Below are 17,328 nucleotides of genomic sequence, written 5' to 3' on the forward strand. Positions count from 1 at the left end.
GCCAGGCGTACGGAAGCGGGCCGGTCGCTGCGGCGCTCGTCGAGTGCCTGCGGTCGCGACCGGCCCGCTCCAGAAACCACACCAAATCAGGAGATCAGTAGATCGTCCGAGATTCCGCGCCCAGCCGGCGGGCCCGGGATTTACGGAGATCCCTGGCGATATTGAGCCGCCGCAGCCATCTGTCGGTTCCGTCGAACCGCGCGGAGAACGCGTTTCGCCCGTGCACCATCCGATAGTTGTCGATGAAGCAGATATCGCCGGGCCGGAGCACGATCTCGGTGACGACCGCGTCGAGCGCGCGGGTCACCACATCGAGCGCCTCCTGCTCGGCCACCCCCTGGACGTGCCGCATGAAATGCGGGTCGATACGGATATATGGATCGTCCGGGTCACCGAACAGCACCGCGGTCGCCGTCGGCGAGCGCAGCTCCTGGTCGACGATCTTCCGGCTGCTGCGCAACAGCGCGGCGGCCTTGTGCCGCAGGCCGTCCGCGCCGGCGGGGGCGCCCACGCTCTCGGGCCGGTGCGAGTGGTCGGGCAGGATGCGGAAGCGCTCCTGACGCAGCAACTCGCCGGTGACCTGGTCCAGGCGTACGTCGGCGACGTCCGCGACGGTGGTCGCGACCCCGTCGTGGTTGCGCAGGCAGATCAGCCCGAGATAGTCCGTCCGCAGCGGGTGGAAGGCGTCCTCGGTGTGCCAGGTGAGCACCTCCTCGCAGCCCGAGCCGATCTGCTCACGCTCATGCCCCTTGATGGGCAGGATGTCGTGCATGAGATAACCGTCTTGCTGGGTGGCCCAGCCGATGGGCTCGCCGAGCAGGCAGGCCATCAGGTAGAAGGCGATGTCCTGCCGCAGCGACGGCGACGGCACCGGCTTGTCCTTCCAGTGCGCCGGGGTCGGCCCGATCACGCGGTCGTCGACGGGCAGCCCCGAGATCACGCAACCGCCGTGGCGCTCCGCCGCGACGAATCCGTTCAGGGCCGCGCGCAGGCGCCGGGGTAATTCCTGGGCGAAGGTCTTGGCCTCTCGCTGGAAGTCGGCCGACTCCACGCTCTGGTGGTGTTCGGACAGCTCGTCGACGAGTTCGTGGACGAACTTGGTCTCGGCCGCGTCCAGTTTTATCGTGAGCACGGGTGAGTCCTTTCTTGATGGGCGCTGGCGAATCTCACGACCCCTCCATCGACCTGACGAGGCTGGCGGGCCGCATGTCGGTCCAGTTCGCCGTGACGTAGTCGAGCGCCGACTGCCGGTTCGTGTCGGCCCGGGCCACGGTCCATCCGGCGGGCACCTCGGCGAACGAGGGCCACAGCGAGTGCTGCCCTTCCTCGTTGACCAGCACGTGGTAGGTGCCGTCCGGGTCCTCGAACGGGTTGGTGCTCATCATCGATCCCTTCCATGGCTAGCGGGCCGGTACGGATTCGCGGCGTCGCAGGAGAGCGACGCCCAGCGGCGTCAGTGTGTGGAGCACCGTGTTCCTGCTCCTGGAGGCGTTGGCCAGACCGGCCCTGCGCAGGACGGTCGCGTGTTTGCTCGCGCCGGCGAGCGAGATGCCGAGGCGCTGAGCCAGTTCGCCGGTGGTACAGCTTTCGGCGAGCGCCTGTAGGGCCGCCGCCCGGGTGTGGCCGACCAGAGCGCCGAGCGCCTGCTCAGGCGGGGGCTCGGTGCCGAAGATGTCGGCCACGTCGAAACGCATGGAGTAGGCCAGTGCGGGCGGTTTGTCGTTTCCGGCGCCCACGACTACGCAGGACCTACTGCGCAGGAACAGCGACGGGCTGAGCAGCAGCCCGCGCCCGCGCAGATGGACGTCGCGTTCTTCGTCGTCACGGATCTCGAGGACGGGTGGATTCCATTCCATGTTGGGGTGCAAGGTACGGAGCAGACCCTCGACCCCGGTAGTGATGCCGATGCGGCCGCGGATGGCCCGTTCGGCCTCCAGAGAGCTCTGAACCCGGCCCCAGTAAGGGACCACGGCCGCGCCGCAGAACTCGAAGACCAGCGCCGTGACCCGCGCGCGGGTCTTGGCGTCGGCGGGGGCATCACCGAGGAGCTCCAGCAGCTCGGCCAGCGAAAGGCGCTCGCGGAGCAGCTGCTCCATGGCGCCGACGCGTGGTCCGAGACGTCGGCGCACCTGCTTGCGCCAGCCGTCGAAGACGGCGCCGTTGCGCTGGAACAGGTCCAGGGCGAAAGCACCTTCCGCCACCAGCCCGAGTCCCGCGCTCATGCGCAGGCGGCCCATATCCTGGACCGTGAAGTGAATCCTCAGCACACTTCACGAAATTAGGGACGACCGCTATCTCGGGACTACCGCGGTCCTACCCGGCAACAGCGCGGTAACGAGCGGACGATGTTACTGTGGCGGCGCACGAAGTGCCGCGTCGGAACGCTTCGTGTGTCACGGCTGTGGCTCCCAGGGCGCGCTCAAGCTAGTCGCTGCTAACGCAGAGGAGCGCTGTGTCCACCTTGGTGATCGGAGCCCGCGGAAGCGTCGGGCGTCATGTCGTCGATCGGCTGCTGGCCGCCGGAGAATCGGTGCGCGCGTCGGTGCGTGACCTCGCGTCGGCGGACCTGCCCGCAGAAGTGTCCGTGGTCGCCGCGGACCTCACCCGGCCCGACACGCTGAAGGCCGCGTTGGACGGGGTGCGGAAGGTCTTCCTGTACGCGCCCGTCGGCGGCGCCGATGCTTTCGTTGGTGCCGCTCGGGACGCTGATCTCGAACGCATCGTGCTGATGTCCTCGGGAAGCGTCTTGCTGCCGTACGCGGCGGGAAACGCGATAGCCGAAGAGCATCGGTCGGTCGAGCGGGCACTGGATGGTTCGGGTCTGCCCTGGACGCCGATCCGCCCGCTGGTTCTGGCGAACAACGCGCTGAACTGGGCCCACTCGATCCGTACCGACGGCATCGTCCGGCTGGTCCATCCCGAAGCGGTGATGGCCCCCATCCATGAACGCGACATCGCCGCGGTCGCGGTCGCGGCCCTTGCGGGGGAGGCCGGCAAAGAAGCCGGCGCCTTGCTGACGGGTTCCGAGCTGCTGTCCCAGCGGCGTCAGGTCGAGTTGATCGGCGCGGCGATCGACAAGGACCTCCAGATCGAGGAGTTGTCGGAATCAGCGGCACGTGACCGTTTCGGGCAGTTCGAGAAGCCGTACATCGTCGACGCGATCCTCGAGTTCATCAAGGCGGCGGCGAACGGAGGATCACCGGCGACAGGCACGGTAGAACAGGTCCTTGGACGACCCGCCGTACCCTTCTCGCAGTGGGCACGAGAGCACGCTGCCGACTTCCACTGACCCTAGGGTCGGCGCAGCATTACGGCCAACCGTGGCATGCCCACGAGCAACTCCGCGGTGAAGCGCCGGCGGGCGCGTCGATCGGGCAGCGCGTGGAGCTCTCCGAGCCACTCCGCGATCCAGCGAGCCCGGACAGCATGCGGAAGGATGATCGCCCCCGCAGTGATCACCCGGAGAAACGCCTGCGTTCCGGCATCGAGTCTCGCCCGCGCGAGACCTTCGAGTTCCCGGCCGATCTCGTCCATGCCCAGCCGGCCGGCGATCGGCACGAAGACGTCGAGGGTCTCACGCGCTTTCCGCAGTTGCTTGTCCGGCGGGAGGAATCGCATCGTCCGCTGGTTGTGCAGGCGATCGGCCACCTTCAAGGTCAGCACCCGCTCGTCGGTGGTGGCCGCCCAGCCTTCAGCCAGCAGCGCGGGGTCATCGAGCGGCCGCAGGTCCGTCACCAGACGCACGATCGTCTCGCCGAACTCCGCCGCCAGTTCCGTCTCGGGACACGAGGTGTCTTCGAGGACGTCGTGAAGGAGCGCCGCGCAGAGTAACTCGTGGTCAGCGCCGTACTCGGCCAGGATGGCGGCGACCGCGAGTGGATGGGTGATGTACGGCTCCCCGCTCCTCCGTGTCTGGTCGCGGTGCCAATAGGCGGCCACCGTGTACGCACGCTCGACCATCCGCGCCTGATCCGCTGTCAGGTAATCGGGCAAGGCGTCTTCCAGGGTGTTCATGCCGTGCCTCCAGCGATCCCGGGACGCCTGCTTCCGGCGGCCCGCCTGCGCTTTCCGGCCGTCCGAGCGATGGCCTCACGGCCGCGTTCGAGGCCGTCTTCGGTGATTCTGTAGTGCCGGCGCGGTGGACGACCCTGGTGGGCGGCCGGGTCATCCCAGCGGCTCTCCACCCAGCCGTACGCTTCCAGACGGACCAGAATGGGATAAAGAGTGCCACCGGCGATTCCGGTGGCTTTACATAATCCCAGTCCGTAATGCTCGGCCAAGGGATCATTCAACAGCTCCCGCAAGACCGAGATGGTCTGCGGCGTCATTCGTGGACTGCCTGCCATGACTCTTAATCTAGCTAGGTAGAGATGGCCCGCCATGTCTCTCGAAAGTGACAGCGATGTCGCGGCGCAGGGGTGGGCGGCGGGCCCAGGTGGCCCAGCGCCAGAGCCATTCGAGGGGGCCTTGCTGGTACCGCCGCAGCCAGAGGGCGGACCACAGCCACTGGACGGCGAGGACGGCGCCCGCGATCAGCAGCACCGTCGTCAAAGACCAGTCGTCCGACCGGCCGCGGAGGACGCGGCTGATCGCCAGGACGAGGATCGTGGCGGTCAGGTAGTTGGTGAGCGCCATCTGCCCCAGCGGTGCGAAGACCGCCTGCAGCGCTGGTCGGATCGGTGTCCTGAGCAGGACCAGCAGGGCGCACACGTACACCCCTGCGATCAGCAGCCCGGCCAAGGCGAGCGAGCCGCTGAAGCCCGACCCGCCGGTGGAGTGGGTCTGCCACCACAGGGCGGGCGCGGCCCCCACCGCGAGGACTAGGCCGAGCACGGCAGGGCCGCGGGTGGACCGCTCGATCCGGGCGATCACCCCGTACCGGGTCAGCGCTGAGCCCAGCAGGAACAGCCCGGGGACCAGTGCGAGAAAGCCGCTGCCGACGATCAACGGCGCCACGAGGAGCGCGGCGGCGAGGCCGGCCACGGCCCACCGCGGCAGCCAGGTCGAGGGCAGCAGTACCACCAGGCCGACGACGGCGTAGATGGCCAGGATGTCACCCTCCCAAAGCAGGAAGTGGTGCACCAGGCCCATCGCGAGCAGCACCAGGAGCCGGCGCAGCAGGAGCAGCCGCGGGTGAGGGGCGCGGTCGGTGGCGGAGTTCAGCAGCAGCGAGAACCCGACGCCGAACAGCAGAGAGAAGATCGGGAAGAAGCGCTGCTCGACGAGCAGCCCCATCCATTCCTCCCCAGGCATCGGTGCCGGCTCCACGGCGACGCTGCCGACGTGGGCTATCGGCTGGACGTTGGCCACCAGGATTCCGCACAGCGCGAACCCGCGTATTACGTCGAGCGCGGCGATACGCGGTCGCCTGGAGGTGACGCGGGCGGCTTCCGGCACCGAATAGGGATCTTGATGTCGCATGAGGCTCATCCTGCGAGCCCGGCCCGATGCCGGGCATCGGGCGAAAGCAGGGTTACACCATGCACGACGGTACTTTCGGCCGGTTCGGTGCGCGGTGCACATCTCCTAGCCTGAACCATGTGAATGTGCGGGCCGGGATCGCGGCCGACGCCGGGCTCGGCGCCGTGTTCGCGGCGGCGCTCGCCTTCCAGGCGTACCGGATCGCGGACAGTTGGGGCGACGGTTACTGGCAGTTCGACTGCGTCGCCGGAGCGGTGGTGTGCGCGACAGCTCTGGTACGCCGGCGCCACCGGGTATGGGCGGCCGTGGCGGGCCTGGCCGTCGCGGCGGCCGCCATGCTCATCACCCGCTTCGTCCATCTCCCCAGCGAGCCCGGCCTGGCCATGGCCCTGGCCCTGTCCGTGCTCGTCGGCTCCGCGATCAGAGCGCTCCCGGCCCCCTCGGCCTGCGCGGTCGCGGCCGGTGGATTCGCGGTGGTCGTGGGCAGCCTGCTCGCCACCCGCACCCCTGCCGCCGGCGTTTCGCCCGTCGTGGTGCTGAACGGCGCGGGATGGCTCGCCGCCGTCGCGCTCGGGCTGGGCCCGCGACTGCTCGCCGCCCGCCGGAGGACCGTCGCCGAGCGGGTACGCCGCAACGAGCGCCTGGTGCTGGCCAGGGAACTCCATGACGTCGTCGCCCACCACATCACCTCCGTCGTACTCCAGGCCCAGGCCGCCCAGCTCGTCACCCGCAAGCACCCGGAGAAGACGGAAGACTCCCTCGCGAGCATCGAGGCCGCTGGCTCCGACGCGCTGGCCGCGACCCGCCGCGTCGTCGGCCTGCTGCGCGACGCCGAGGACGCGGCCCCCGCCACGCCCGGCCCCGAACAACTCAGCGAACTGGTCGAACGCTTCGGCGGCCACGGCCCCGAAGTGAGCCTGAGCCTGCCCGAGGACGAATCGGGGTGGCCGCCCGAGGTGTCCAGCACCGTCTACCGGGTCGTACAGGAGTCGCTGACCAACATCTCCCGCCACGCACCGCACGCCCGCTCGGTGACGGTCAGCGTCGCCCGCGAGCGAGACGTGGTCACCGTCGAGGTCGCCGACGACGCCCCGCCGGTCCCGGCCCGTTACCCCCACCGCGGCGGCTACGGCCTGGTCGGGATGCGCGAACGCGTCGAGGCCCTCGGCGGCCTGCTGTCCGCCGGCCCGCGCCCCGGGACCGGGTGGTCCGTACTCGCCACCCTGCCCGTCCCCGCGCGGAAACGCCGATGACCACCTTGCGGGTCGCCGCGCGGAGACGTCCATGACCATCAGGGTCCTGCTGGCCGACGACCAGGCGATGATCCGTGGCTGCCTGCGGCTCATCCTGGAGGACGAGCCCGACATCACCGTGGTCGCCGAGGCCGCGGACGGCGCCGAGGCGGTCGCTCTGGCCCGCAGCCTGCGGCCGGACGTGTGCCTGGTGGACATCCAGATGCCCCGCCTCAACGGCATCGAGGTCACCCACGCACTGGCCGGCCCCGGCGTCCCCGACCCGCTGCGGGTCATCGTGGTCACCACCTTCGACCTCGACGAGTACGTCTACGGCGCGCTGCGCGGCGGGGCGGTCGGCTTCGTGCTGAAAGACGCCGGCCCCACCCTGCTCGTCGAGGCCGTCCGCGCCGCCAACGCCGGGGACGCCTTGATCTCCCCGTCGATCACTCTGCGGCTCCTCCGCCACCTCACCGCCACCGGCGCACCGACCGCCCGCAAAACCGCCCAGCCGCTGTCCGAACGGGAGGCCGAGGTCGTCCGGGCCGTCGCCCGGGGCCGCACCAACCAGGAGATCGCCGCCGAACTGTTCATCTCCCTGAGCACCGTCAAGGGCCACATATCCGGCATCCTGGCCAAGCTAGGCATGCGCAACCGAGTCGAGATCGTCGCCTGGGCCTGGGAGAACCGCATCGTGGGGTAGACCCAGGCAGACGAACGCCGCTAGACCGACCAAAGTTGACCCCACGCCCGTACGTGGGCATCGTGAACCGGGTGACCAGCGATGAAACGCGGGACGGAGTGTCGCTCACCAATCTCGACCAGCCGCTGTTCGACGGATCGAACGCGACGAAACGGGATCTGGTCGACTACCTGGACGCCGTCCGCGACCGCATCATCCCCGTCCTGCGGGACCGCGCGCTGTCGGTGATCCGCGTACGGCCCGGCCAGGCGCCGTTCATGCAGAAGAACGTGCCCAAGTACGCCCCCGACTGGATCCGTACGATCTCCGTCTGGGCCGAGGCGTCGCACCGGCAGGTGTCCTACGCGCTGTGCGACGACCGCAGGACGCTGCTGTGGTTCGCCAACCAGAGGGCGGTCGAATACCACCCGGCGCTGTTCCGCGGCGAGCATCCCACCCATCTCGTGCTCGACCTCGACCCGCCCGTCGAGGACGCGTTCCCGCTGGCCGTGGGGGCGGCCCGGCTGGTGCGCCAGGCCCTCGACGACGCGGGGCTGGCCGGGGCGGTGAAGACCAGCGGGGCGAAGGGGCTGCACGTGTTCGTGCCCGTGGTGGCGGGGACCGCGATGGACGACCTGGCCGCGGCCACCCGCGCCCTGGCAGCCCGCGCCGAGCGCGTCGACCCGGCGCTCGCCACCACGGCGTTCATCCGGGAGGACCGCGAGGGCAAGGTGTTCCTCGACTCCACCCGCGCGGGCGGCGCGACGGTGGTGGCCGCCTACAGCCCGCGCATCCGGCCGGGCGCGCCGGTCTCCTTCCCCTTGGCCTGGGAGGACCTCGACCGGGTCACGCCGTCCGACTTCACCATCCACACCGCGGCGCGGCTGCTCGCCGACGCCGACCCCTGGGCGGAGCTCATGCCCGAGCCGCAGCCGCTGCCCGCCGACCTGGTCGAGGAGGGGCACACGATCCCGATCGCCCGCGTCCAGGCGATGCACGAGGGCAAGCGCCGAGCGAAGGCCAGGAGAGGCGAGTGATCAGCGGGCCGGCGTGGCCTGCTTGAGTGAGCGCAGGACGGAGTCCGGGTCGTCGGCGAAGAAGCGGATCGTGGTGGCCTCGGCCCGGCCACCGAGCGGGCGGATCACGGTGATCGGCTCGGCCAGTTGGACGATCACGTTGGTCTGGGAGGAGACCGCCACACTGAGCCGCCCGTCCGCCACGGCGACCATCCTGCTCTCGTTGTAGCTGCGCGACAGCCGTACCGAAGAGATCAGCTCGCGGGGAACGCGCAGGTCGAAGTACACCCCGAACCGGACACGCAGCTCGCCGGGCGTCACGACGTGCGGCCGGGTGACGCAGGCCGCGCCGAGCGCCAGGCAGTAGAGGATGCCGTAGACGTCGCCGATCAGCACCACCACGCGCAGCCAGTCCGGAACGTCGATCGCCCGTAGGAGCAGGTCTATCCCCACTGTCTCCACAATCATCACGAACAGGAAGACGAGCAGGATCGGCGCCTGCTCTCTCGCGTACGGCACGGCGGTGGCGCCGGCCGGCACGCCGTGGCGTCGCCGCGCGATCCACAGGACGAGACTCACCAGGCTCAGCAGCTCGATCTGGACTAACCGAAGCACCTTGCGTGCCATCAGAACCTCTCCTTGAGCGCGATCAGAAGCAGCCGGAACACCTCGGACTGCGCGGGGGTGAGCTCCGAGAACATCGCTTCCAGCCACCCGCCGTCCCCGGCGGAGCCGTCCGGCAGGTGCGCGATCATCTGCCTCGCCATCTCGTCCGGCAGGTGCGCGGCGAGGTCGGTGGCGAGCGCGGCGAGGCGGGGGTCGCCGGGATCCGCCTGGGCGAGCTCGTCGAGCCGCCGGTAGAGGGCGTGACCCCGCGCGAGCGCGCCGGGCTCGGTGAGCGGGCGCATCAGGTCGAGCATCCGCGTCTGGGCAGCCGGGTCGGCCACCGTGTTCACCACGGTCAGCAGCTCGCGATCGAGCTCGGCGAACCTCGAACCCGCCGCGGGCAGCTCGCGCAGCACCTCCGCCAGCTCGGGTGACATCAGCGAGCCGGAATGGAGGTCGGCCGCCTCCAGGAGCGCGGCCAGCCGGTCCCGCTTGGCGTCGATGGCCGCCTGCTGCCTGGCCAGGTCGGCGTCGAGCTCCTGGAGCACCTCACGCAGCTCGCGCCCCTCGTCGTCGGCCAGGACGTCGCGGAGCTCGTCGAGGGACAGGCCCAGCTCGGCCAGCTGCCGGATGCGGGCGAGGGCCACCGCATCGCGCAGCCGATACTCACGGTAGCCGTTGGCCAGCCGCGCCGGCTCGGGCATCAGGCCCAGGTGATGGTAGTGGCGCACGGTCCGGGTGGACACCCCGACCAGCGCGGCGAGCTCGCCGATTCGCATGTGCTCATTACACACGTTGACCTTACGTGAAGGTCAATTCATCACAGAGCGTAGGCGAGCGCCGCTTCCACGATGACCAGCAGCGGCACGAGCGGCACGGCGTACAGGGCCGCCCGGCGAGCCCCCGCGTGCCGCTCCGGGACGGCCGAGAGCAGGGCCAGCAGCACCGCGCAGCCGATCGGCGCGAGCAGCCAGGTCGACAGGGTGACCGTGCCCCACGTGCTGACCGTGTCGCAGTCCTCGATCTGGTACGAGGTCAGCGCGCACGCCTTCTCACCGAGGATCGACACGGCCAGCCAGGCGATGAAGCCCGCCAGCCAGATGACGACGGCGAGGACGGAGGTCAACGCGACGGATGTGCCGCTCGGCGAGGTCGTCCGGTCGGCAGCGGGAGAGGGGGCGATCACGGCAGGACTCTAATGGTGATCAACGCCGGCGGGGCCGGCTTTGATCAACCTGAGTCGTCTTCAGCGCTTCACGACGGCCACCCCGCCCGCGGGGACCTCGCCCGTGAAGGGGGCGCCGGTGAGCAGGTCCGTGCCCGTCATGCCGGTCACCGTGACGGGCGCGTCGCCGTGGTTGATGAGGAAGGCGAAGGCGCCCCGCCGTACGAGCTCCAGGGTGTCGGGAAGGTCGCGCGGCCGGGAGACGCCCGCGCGGTCGAGCACCTCGCCGAGCAGGGCGCGCAGGTCGTCGCCGCCGAGCGCGGCGGCCAGGTAGCTCGCGGTGCCGCCGCCGAACGCGTTGGCGGTCACGGCGGGATGGCCGGCGTCGGGGCCGTCGGTGAAGTGCCGCATGGCCACCGCCCGTTCGAGGCGGACCCGCTCGGACCAGATCCGGCCGGTGGCCCCGCCGGTGAGCGTCACGGTCTCCAGCTCGCGCAGCGGGTGGAACTCCTCGACCGACAGCCCGAGCACCTCGCGCAGCGCGCCCGGGTAGGCGCCCGCGTGGACGGTGTCGTTCTCATCAACGATGCCGGAAAAATACGACACGAGCAGGTGGCCGCCCGACTCGACGTAGCGCTGCAGGTTCTTGGCCGAGCCTTCGGCGAGCAGGTACGAGCTCGGCACGACAACCAGCCTGTATCCCGAAATATCGGCGGAAGGGTGGACGAAGTCCACCGTGACGTGCTCCCGCCAGAGGGCCTCATAGAAGGCGTCCACCCGCTCGCGGAAGCGCAGATCGCCCGAGGGCCGCCACTCCAGCTCCAGCGCCCAGTACGACTCCCAGTCCCAGACCATCGCCACCTCGCTGGTGACGCGCCCGTCCTTGACCGGGGCCAGTCGGCGCACGTCGGCGCCGAGCGAGACGACGTCGCGCCAGATCTGCGAGTCGGTCCCCGCGTGCGGAATCATCGCCGAGTGCCACTTCTCGGCGCCGTACCGCGAGGCCCGCCACTGGAAGAACAGCACCGAGTCCGAGCCCCTGGCGACGTGGGCGAGGCTGTTGCGGCGCATCTCACCGGGACGCTTGGCGATGCCGCGCGGCTGCCAGCTGATCGCGCTCGTCGAGTGCTCCATGAGCAGCCACGGCCCGCCGCCGGCCAGGGAGCGGCTCAGGTCGGCCGACATGGCGAGCTGGATGTGGTTGTCGGGCTGTTCGCCGTTCAGATAGTGGTCGTTGGCGATCACGTCCAGCTCGGGGGCCCATCGCCACAGGTCCATCGACTTGCAGTTGACCGTGCCCGCGAAGTTGGTGGTGACCGGTTTGCCGCTCCGGCGCAGAATGTCGCGCTGCAACCGGTAGTGCGACAGGTGCTCCTCGTTGGCGAAACGGGCGTAGTCGAGGCGCTGCGCCGGGTTGACCACGGTATGACTCCACCGGGGCGCGTCGATCTCGTCCCATTCGCCGTAGTGCTGGCCCCAGAAGGCGGTGCCCCAGGAGGTGTTGAGCGCGTCGAGGCTCTCGTACCGCTGCCGGAGCCAGTCGCGCCAGGCGGCCACGCTCGACTCGCAGTAGCACTCGCCGAGCGGCGCCCCGTACTCGTTGTGCACATGCCACATCACCACGGCGGGATGCTCGCCGTAGCGGGCCACCAGCCGCTCGGCCAGCCGCGCGCTGGCCGCGCGGAAGGCCGGGTGGCTGGAGCAGGCGGTCTCGCGCGCGCCCGCGCCGACGCGCAGGCCCTCGCGGGTCACGGGGGAGGCATCGGGATACTTTCTGGCGAACCAGGCGGGCGGAACCGTGGTCGGGGTGCCCAGGTTCACCGAGATGTCCGCGCTGTGCAGGCGGTCGATGATGGTGTCGAGCCAGCCGAACTCGTACACCCCTTCGGCGGGCTCCATCAGCACCCACGCGAAGATGCCCAGGCTGACCAGGTTCACCCCGGCCTGCCGCATCAGCCGCACGTCCTCTTCCTGCACCTCCAGCGGCCACTGCTCGGGGTTGTAGTCCCCGCCGAACGCGATGCCCTCAGGCATATAAGTCCCCCTTTTTTGATAATTTGTCAGGCTTTGACGGCGCCGCTGCTGAGGTCGGTGCGCCAGAACCGCTGCATCGTGAGAAAGAGCGCGATCAGCGGAATCAACGCCAGGAACGTACCGATGAGGATGAGGTTGTAGAGACTCGGATGGTTCGCCCCCGCGGCCAGCATCGTGTAGAGCCCGACCGTCAGCGGGAACTTGCCGTCGTCGCCGAGCATGATGAACGGCAGCAGGAAGTTGTTCCAGATGGCCACGAACTGGAACAGGAAGATGGTCACCATCCCCGGCCCCATCAGCGGCAACGCCACCCGGGTCAGCAGCGTCCAGTGCGAGGCCCCGTCGATGCGCCCGGCTTCGAGCAGCGAGTCGGGGATGGCCGCGCCGGCGTACACACGGGCGAGATAGATGCTGTACGGATGCAGGATCTGCGGCAGCAGGACCGACCAGTACGTGTCCGCCAGCCCGACCTTCGCGAACAGCAGATACTGCGGGATCGCCAGCACCACCGCGGGCACCAGGATGCCGCCGATCAGGATGTTGAAGATCAGGTTCCGGCCGGCGAAGCGGTACTTGGCCAGCGTGTAGCCCGACACCGCGGACACGGCGGTCGACAGCAGCGCCCCGCCACCGGCGTACAGGAGCGTGTTGAGCATCCACAGCCAGAACACCCCGTCGCGATAGGCGGCGAGATCGGCGAGGTTCTGGAAGAACCCGGTGCCGGGTGAGAAGGTCGAGGTCGAGAACAGCTCGCCGGACGTCTTGGTGGCGGCGATCACCACCCAGCTCACCGGGAACAGGCAGTACACCGAGCCGATCAGCAGGATCCCGGTCGGGGCCAGGCCGAGCGGCGCGTACGCGGCGCGGGCGCGGGCCATCACGCCTCCCCGAACGCGCGGTTCTTCACCACGCGCAGGAACCCGAACGACAGCACCAGCGAGATCCCGGCGATCACCACAGCCGTCGCCGCCGCCGCGTACAGGTCACCGGTCACGAAGGCGTCCCGGTAGATCTTCATCAAGGGACTCCAGGTCGAGCTGATGGTGTTCGTGAACGGCCGGAGCGTGGTCGGCTCGGTGAACACCTGGATCGTGGCGATGATCGAGAAGACGGTGACCAGGATGATCGCCGGGGCCAGGATCGGGATCTTGATCCGCAACGCGATCTGCAGCTCCGACGCGCCGTCGATCCTGGCCGCCTGATACAGGTCCTGGGGTATGGCCCGCAGGTTCGTGTAGAGCACCAGCATGTTGAAGCCCGTGCCGCCCCACACCGCCACGTTGGCCATCGAGTACACCACCGCGCTCTGGCTCAGCGGCGCCACCCCGAACAGCTCACTGATCGGGCTCACGCTCGGCAGGTAGAGGAAACCCCACATCAGGCTGGCGGCCACGCCCGGCACCGCGTACGGCATGAAGATCGCGATCCGGGAGAAGCGGGCCAGCCGTACCTTCGCGGCGTCCAGCATCAGCGCGAACACCAGCGCGAGCCCCAGCATCACGGCCAGGACCAGCGCGGCGTAGCCGACCACCCGCAGCCAGCCGGCCCACAACTCGCCGTCGCCGATGGCGGCGACGTAGTTGTCGAGCCCCACGAAGATCTCCCGCTTCGACCCCTTGCCGAGCCCGAGCCCCGACACCTTGGTCCGGCGCAGGCTGAGATAGACGGTGTAGCCGATCGGCAGGGCCAGGAACAGGGCGAACAGTGTCACGGCCGGGGTCAGGAACAGGTACGGTGCCCAGCTCTTCCTTGTTGTGCCTGTCATTGGGCGAGCTTGAAGCCGGACTTCGTCATGTCCGCGACCGTGGCGTCCTGGACGCTCTGGAGGGCGCCGCTGAAGGAGGTCTTGTTCAGCGCGGCCTTGTCGAAGGCGTCCTTGAAGGCGTTGTAGGTCACGTTGACGTTCGGGCCGAAGGTGAAGCCGCGCGCTCCCGCGCCGAACCCGGCCGCCTGCTTCCAGAAGTCGGGCACGTTCGAGAAGTACGCGGGCGGCTCGGAGAGCAGGTCGGCGCCCTTGGTCGCGGCGGGGTAGACGGAGCCCTCCTTCACCAGCAGGGCGAGCGCTTCAGGATCGCTGTTGAGCCAGGTGGCGAACTTGGCCGCGGCCTCCTTGTTCTTGGAGCCCGCCGACACGGAGACGGCCGAGCCGCCCCAGAAGCCGCTGAAGTTCTCGCCGGCGTTCCACTGTGGCAACTGCGCGATCCCCCACTTGCCCTTGGCCTTGGGCGCGTTGGTCGACAGCGGGCCGGGCGCCCAGATGGCCGATGGCCAGGTCAGCAGCCTGCCGTCGTTCAGGGCCTTGTTCCACTCGGGGGTGAAGTAGGGCATGTTGTCGATGACGCCCTCCTTGACCAGGCCGCCCCAGTAGTCGGCGAGCTTCTTGGTGGGCTCGTCGTTGATGGCGACCTTCCACGCCTCGCCGCTGATCGACCACCACTGCCCGCCCGCCTGCTGGGCGAGGCCCGCGAAGGAGCCCGGGTCCTTGCTGGAGAACGTACCGAGGTACACCTTTGCGTCCTTCGCGTGCACGGTCCTGGCCGCGTCGGCGTACTCCTGCCAGGTCTTCGGTACGGCTATGCCGTACTTCTTGAACAGGTCGGCCCGGTAGTAGAGCAGCATCGGGCCGCTGTCCTGCGGGATGCCGTAGACCGCGTCGGTGCCGAGCATGACCAGCCCCCAGATACCCTCGCCGAACTGCGCTTTGACCGGATCCGCCGCCGGCTTGATGTCCGCCACCGCCTCGGCGGCCACGAACGACGGCAGGGCCTGATACTCCGCCTGGACGAGGTCCGGCGGGTTCCCGCCCTTGGCGGCGGTGAGGAACTTGGTGGCCGAGTCGTCCCCGCCCGCCTGGGTGCTGGAGGTGACCTGGATGTCGGGATGCGCCTTGTTCCAGACCGCGACGATCTTGTCCATGCCGGGCACCCAGTTCCAGTAGGTCAGGGCGACCTTCTGCGCGGCGGGGCTCGACGGGGCGGCGCTCTGCTGCGCGCCACCACTGGAACAACCGGCCACGAGGGTGACGGCTGCGGCTACAGCGGCAAGCCTGTTCATCTGCATGGGTACCTCGACTTGGGGGGAGTCTGTGAACGTTCACAGCGTGTGTCTGGGCACTCTGCGCTGTCAACCCTTCGTTACGGGGTCGTTAAACGGGCTAAAAGGTGTGTGCACGTTCACAGTGTTTGGGCTGCGGGGCATGAGATGCTGAACCCGTGAAAAGGCCGACCATCCATGACGTGGCCGCGGTGGCCGGGATCTCGCGCGGCACCGTCTCGCGGGTCCTGAACGGCGACCGTTATGTGAGCCCCGCGGCCCGGATCGCCATCGAACGCGCCATCGCCGAAACCGGCTACGTCGTCAACCGCAACGCCCGCAACCTGGTCAGACAGCGCGCCGGATCGGTCGTCATGGTCCGCTCCGAAGCCCACTTCGAGGACCCCAACTACAGCACCACGATCCGCACCGCGATCCGCCTCCTCGGCGAACGCGACCTCTCGCTGGTCATGATGATCGCCGGCGACGACAGGGAGCGCGAACAGGTGCTCCGCTACGTACGCGGCGGCCACGCCGACGGCGTCCTGCTCCTGTCCACCCACGCCGGCGACCCCCTGGTCGACACCCTCCACGGCGCCGGCATCCCGGTGGTCTCCTGCGGCGCCGTCATCGGCAGGGAGACGGTGATCCCGTACGCGGCCTGCGACGAACGGGGCGGCGCCCGCCAGATGGCCGAATACCTGGTCTCGCGCGGCCGCAAGAAGATCGCCATGATCACCGGCCCGATGGACACACCGGGCGGCATCCAGCGCCTTGAGGGCTTCGCCGACGTCCTCGGCCGCAAGGCGTCCAAGAAGCTGATCGAGCATGGCGACTGGACTCACGCCAGCGGCGAGAGCGCCATGGCCCGGCTGCTGGACCGCGTACCGGACCTGGACGCGGTGTTCGCGGCCTCGGACGTGATGGCGTCGGGTGCACTGCACACGCTGCGGGCGGCGGGGCGGCGGGTGCCTGAGGACGTGGCGGTGGGCGGCTTCGACGACTCGTCGGTGGCGATCTCCACACACCCGCCGCTGACTACGGTGCGGCAACCGCTGGGGGACGTGGCGATGGAGACGGTACGGCTGCTGCTGGCGCTCATCGACGGCGCTGAACGGGTCGACTCGATCGCCCTGCCCACCAGCTTGATCGTCCGCGACTCGGCCTAGCCTCTAAAGGGCCTTCGCTTCGCTCCGGGGGTTCCTCCCCCACGCCCGCCGTCAAAGGGCCTCCGCTTCGCTCCGGACGTTTCTTTCTTCCCACCCGTTACCCGATTCGGTGGTTGGCCGTTTGATACCCGCCCGCCCACAAAGGCCCTCCGCTACGCTCCGGACGTTCTCCCAGGCGGGCTGACGCCCGCCCCCTGAAGGACCTCGCTACGCTCGGACCGCCTTCTCCAGCACGCTTCGCCGGGCTGGCTGGTTGGAGCGGGAAAAGATGGACGTCCAGTTCAGAGCTTTCGGCATGCTTGACGCCAATAGCTGTCATCAGTCACCGAACAGCAGGACTCCGTCCCTAGCCGGTGCTGCGCTTGTCGAGCTGTTCACACGGCCTGCGTGCCGTACCAGCGCCACTTGGTGAGTTGTGGGCGATCGGGGAGAGCGGTGCGTCCGGTCGCCCACAGCAGGGTCTCCCAGACGTCAACATCGATGGCGGCATGGGGAAAGAGCCTCTTCAGGACCCGTTCGCACAACTCCCGTGGGGGCGACCACTCCAGATTCAGCCCCTGAGCGATGTCATGGACGTGCACGAGGGTCTCAACGACAACCATTGCGGCGAAGCCCTCTGGCCCGGCACGTCTTGGTCCCCGCTCTCGGATTGTTATCGAACGGGCCCACGCAGCCGTTCTTGCACGGATCCGGCGGTGGTTTCGGCTGCGGATTCTCCGGCTATTCCGTGTTCATCATTCTCCTCACGCGGATGACCATTTCCAGGCGAGCCGCTGCGGGTCGGGTGGTCGAGGGCCGGGGCCGCAGCGGGGTCTGGGCGCGGTCCCCCTCTCGGCCGACCTCCCGCGCTCACCGCGGAGCAGGTGGCTCACGCCCGGCACATGCTGACCGCGCCTGACGCGACGGTCGCCAGCATGGCGAAGCTGCTCGGGGTCAGCCGATCCACGATAAGTACGTGCCCGAGCTGACC

Annotated in this window: 20 protein-coding genes; 6 read left to right on the forward strand and 14 right to left on the reverse strand. The window is 69.2% G+C overall.

The annotated features are described in order from the left end of the window. Window positions 1-94: 94 nt before the first annotated feature. From gntD to ACGFNP_RS14790, 3 genes are read right to left on the reverse strand one after another with little or no spacing between them, the layout of a single operon-like run. Window positions 95-1,132 (reverse strand): guanitoxin biosynthesis L-enduracididine beta-hydroxylase GntD, encoded by a 1,038-nt coding sequence (gene gntD, locus ACGFNP_RS14780; protein ID WP_393318608.1) that lies wholly within the window; start codon window positions 1,130-1,132, stop codon window positions 95-97. Between the two features lie 34 nt (window positions 1,133-1,166). After that, window positions 1,167-1,382, reverse strand: coding sequence for an MbtH family protein (locus ACGFNP_RS14785; RefSeq protein ID WP_393318611.1), 216 nt, complete (start codon window positions 1,380-1,382; stop codon window positions 1,167-1,169). Window positions 1,383-1,400: 18 nt separating this feature from the next. Next, window positions 1,401-2,237, reverse strand: a complete 837-nt coding sequence (locus ACGFNP_RS14790) for a winged helix-turn-helix domain-containing protein (protein WP_358334389.1) — start codon at window positions 2,235-2,237, stop codon at window positions 1,401-1,403. 215 nt (window positions 2,238-2,452) lie between these two features. On the opposite strand from ACGFNP_RS14790, the gene ACGFNP_RS14795 reads away from it, so the two are divergent. Then, entirely contained in the window at window positions 2,453-3,289 is an 837-nt protein-coding gene (locus tag ACGFNP_RS14795; protein ID WP_393318614.1) for an SDR family oxidoreductase, read from the forward strand. A 2-nt stretch (window positions 3,290-3,291) separates the two neighbouring features. On the opposite strand, the gene ACGFNP_RS14800 is transcribed toward ACGFNP_RS14795, so the two are convergent. From ACGFNP_RS14800 to ACGFNP_RS14810, 3 genes are read right to left on the reverse strand one after another with little or no spacing between them, the layout of a single operon-like run. Continuing rightward, window positions 3,292-4,014, reverse strand: a complete 723-nt coding sequence (locus ACGFNP_RS14800; protein ID WP_393318617.1) for an HD domain-containing protein — start codon at window positions 4,012-4,014, stop codon at window positions 3,292-3,294. Continuing rightward, window positions 4,011-4,328 (reverse strand): helix-turn-helix transcriptional regulator, encoded by a 318-nt coding sequence (locus ACGFNP_RS14805; protein ID WP_358334398.1) that lies wholly within the window; start codon window positions 4,326-4,328, stop codon window positions 4,011-4,013. The genes ACGFNP_RS14800 and ACGFNP_RS14805 overlap by 4 nt, the downstream gene beginning before the upstream one ends. Before the next feature lie 28 nt (window positions 4,329-4,356). Then, window positions 4,357-5,421 (reverse strand): DUF418 domain-containing protein, encoded by a 1,065-nt coding sequence (locus ACGFNP_RS14810; RefSeq protein ID WP_393318620.1) that lies wholly within the window; start codon window positions 5,419-5,421, stop codon window positions 4,357-4,359. 119 nt (window positions 5,422-5,540) lie between these two features. Here ACGFNP_RS14810 and ACGFNP_RS14815 point away from each other — a divergent pair, with 119 nt between their 5' ends. The 3 genes from ACGFNP_RS14815 (at window position 5,541) to ACGFNP_RS14825 (ending at window position 8,372) form a co-directional block, all read left to right on the forward strand. Then, entirely contained in the window at window positions 5,541-6,674 is a 1,134-nt protein-coding gene (locus ACGFNP_RS14815) for a sensor histidine kinase (RefSeq protein ID WP_393318622.1), read from the forward strand. Window positions 6,675-6,705: 31 nt separating this feature from the next. Then, window positions 6,706-7,356: a response regulator gene (locus ACGFNP_RS14820; protein ID WP_393318625.1), complete on the forward strand. Its 651-nt coding sequence runs from the start codon at window positions 6,706-6,708 to the stop codon at window positions 7,354-7,356. Between the two features lie 71 nt (window positions 7,357-7,427). Further along, the gene (locus ACGFNP_RS14825; RefSeq protein ID WP_358334410.1) at window positions 7,428-8,372 is read left to right on the forward strand and encodes an ATP-dependent DNA ligase; all 945 of its coding nucleotides are present in this window, start codon (window positions 7,428-7,430) and stop codon (window positions 8,370-8,372) included. Here the strand turns inward: ACGFNP_RS14825 and ACGFNP_RS14830 are convergent, their stop codons facing one another. From ACGFNP_RS14830 to ACGFNP_RS14860, 7 genes are read right to left on the reverse strand one after another with little or no spacing between them, the layout of a single operon-like run. Further along, window positions 8,373-8,978 carry a hypothetical protein gene (locus tag ACGFNP_RS14830; protein ID WP_393318628.1) on the reverse strand — a complete coding sequence of 202 codons (606 nt, stop codon included), beginning with the start codon at window positions 8,976-8,978 and terminating at the stop codon, window positions 8,373-8,375. Further along, window positions 8,978-9,736: a MerR family transcriptional regulator gene (locus tag ACGFNP_RS14835; RefSeq protein WP_393318631.1), complete on the reverse strand. Its 759-nt coding sequence runs from the start codon at window positions 9,734-9,736 to the stop codon at window positions 8,978-8,980. The genes ACGFNP_RS14830 and ACGFNP_RS14835 overlap by 1 nt, the downstream gene beginning before the upstream one ends. A gap of 41 nt (window positions 9,737-9,777) precedes the next feature. Continuing rightward, complete coding sequence (locus ACGFNP_RS14840; protein WP_358334418.1) at window positions 9,778-10,143, reverse strand: hypothetical protein; 366 nt, start codon at window positions 10,141-10,143, stop codon at window positions 9,778-9,780. Between the two features lie 60 nt (window positions 10,144-10,203). Then, window positions 10,204-12,156, reverse strand: coding sequence for a beta-galactosidase (locus ACGFNP_RS14845; protein WP_393318634.1), 1,953 nt, complete (start codon window positions 12,154-12,156; stop codon window positions 10,204-10,206). A gap of 26 nt (window positions 12,157-12,182) precedes the next feature. Continuing rightward, a complete protein-coding gene (locus ACGFNP_RS14850; RefSeq protein WP_358334423.1) occupies window positions 12,183-13,034 on the reverse strand; it encodes a carbohydrate ABC transporter permease in 852 nt (283 codons plus the stop codon). Then, window positions 13,034-13,921, reverse strand: coding sequence for a carbohydrate ABC transporter permease (locus ACGFNP_RS14855; protein ID WP_393318638.1), 888 nt, complete (start codon window positions 13,919-13,921; stop codon window positions 13,034-13,036). Before ACGFNP_RS14855 ends, ACGFNP_RS14850 begins: the two co-directional genes overlap by 1 nt. Then, window positions 13,918-15,210 (reverse strand): ABC transporter substrate-binding protein, encoded by a 1,293-nt coding sequence (locus tag ACGFNP_RS14860; RefSeq protein ID WP_393318641.1) that lies wholly within the window; start codon window positions 15,208-15,210, stop codon window positions 13,918-13,920. Before ACGFNP_RS14860 ends, ACGFNP_RS14855 begins: the two co-directional genes overlap by 4 nt. Before the next feature lie 158 nt (window positions 15,211-15,368). Between ACGFNP_RS14860 and ACGFNP_RS14865 the strand changes: the two genes are divergently transcribed. After that, window positions 15,369-16,358, forward strand: a complete 990-nt coding sequence (locus ACGFNP_RS14865) for a LacI family DNA-binding transcriptional regulator (protein ID WP_393318644.1) — start codon at window positions 15,369-15,371, stop codon at window positions 16,356-16,358. A gap of 374 nt (window positions 16,359-16,732) precedes the next feature. On the opposite strand, the gene ACGFNP_RS14870 is transcribed toward ACGFNP_RS14865, so the two are convergent. Next, window positions 16,733-16,960 (reverse strand): hypothetical protein, encoded by a 228-nt coding sequence (locus ACGFNP_RS14870; protein ID WP_393318647.1) that lies wholly within the window; start codon window positions 16,958-16,960, stop codon window positions 16,733-16,735. A gap of 171 nt (window positions 16,961-17,131) precedes the next feature. Here ACGFNP_RS14870 and ACGFNP_RS14875 point away from each other — a divergent pair, with 171 nt between their 5' ends. Beyond that, window positions 17,132-17,326: a helix-turn-helix domain-containing protein gene (locus tag ACGFNP_RS14875; protein ID WP_393319678.1), complete on the forward strand. Its 195-nt coding sequence runs from the start codon at window positions 17,132-17,134 to the stop codon at window positions 17,324-17,326. The last annotated feature ends 2 nt before the right edge of the window (window positions 17,327-17,328 follow it).

Origin of the sequence: Nonomuraea sp. NPDC049269, from assembly GCF_043197155.1 — a bacterium.
Classification (GTDB): Bacteria; Actinomycetota; Actinomycetes; order Streptosporangiales; family Streptosporangiaceae; genus Nonomuraea.

Bases quoted from the DNA above. Each gene is read 5' to 3' on its own strand.
- ACGFNP_RS14850 (WP_358334423.1), bottom strand. From the start codon at position 13,034: ATGGCCCGCGCCCGCGCCGCGTACGCGCCGCTCGGCCTGGCCCCGACC.
- ACGFNP_RS14790 (WP_358334389.1), bottom strand. From the start codon at position 2,237: ATGGGCCGCCTGCGCATGAGCGCGGGACTCGGGCTGGTGGCGGAAGGT.
- ACGFNP_RS14810 (WP_393318620.1), bottom strand. From the start codon at position 5,421: ATGCGACATCAAGATCCCTATTCGGTGCCGGAAGCCGCCCGCGTCACC.
- ACGFNP_RS14870 (WP_393318647.1), bottom strand. From the start codon at position 16,960: ATGGTTGTCGTTGAGACCCTCGTGCACGTCCATGACATCGCTCAGGGG.
- ACGFNP_RS14845 (WP_393318634.1), bottom strand. From the start codon at position 12,156: ATGCCTGAGGGCATCGCGTTCGGCGGGGACTACAACCCCGAGCAGTGG.
- ACGFNP_RS14805 (WP_358334398.1), bottom strand. From the start codon at position 4,328: ATGACGCCGCAGACCATCTCGGTCTTGCGGGAGCTGTTGAATGATCCC.
- ACGFNP_RS14855 (WP_393318638.1), bottom strand. From the start codon at position 13,921: ATGACAGGCACAACAAGGAAGAGCTGGGCACCGTACCTGTTCCTGACC.
- ACGFNP_RS14800 (WP_393318617.1), bottom strand. From the start codon at position 4,014: ATGAACACCCTGGAAGACGCCTTGCCCGATTACCTGACAGCGGATCAG.
- ACGFNP_RS14835 (WP_393318631.1), bottom strand. From the start codon at position 9,736: ATGCGAATCGGCGAGCTCGCCGCGCTGGTCGGGGTGTCCACCCGGACC.
- ACGFNP_RS14820 (WP_393318625.1), top strand. From the start codon at position 6,706: ATGACCATCAGGGTCCTGCTGGCCGACGACCAGGCGATGATCCGTGGC.
- ACGFNP_RS14785 (WP_393318611.1), bottom strand. From the start codon at position 1,382: ATGAGCACCAACCCGTTCGAGGACCCGGACGGCACCTACCACGTGCTG.
- ACGFNP_RS14860 (WP_393318641.1), bottom strand. From the start codon at position 15,210: ATGAACAGGCTTGCCGCTGTAGCCGCAGCCGTCACCCTCGTGGCCGGT.
- ACGFNP_RS14830 (WP_393318628.1), bottom strand. From the start codon at position 8,978: ATGGCACGCAAGGTGCTTCGGTTAGTCCAGATCGAGCTGCTGAGCCTG.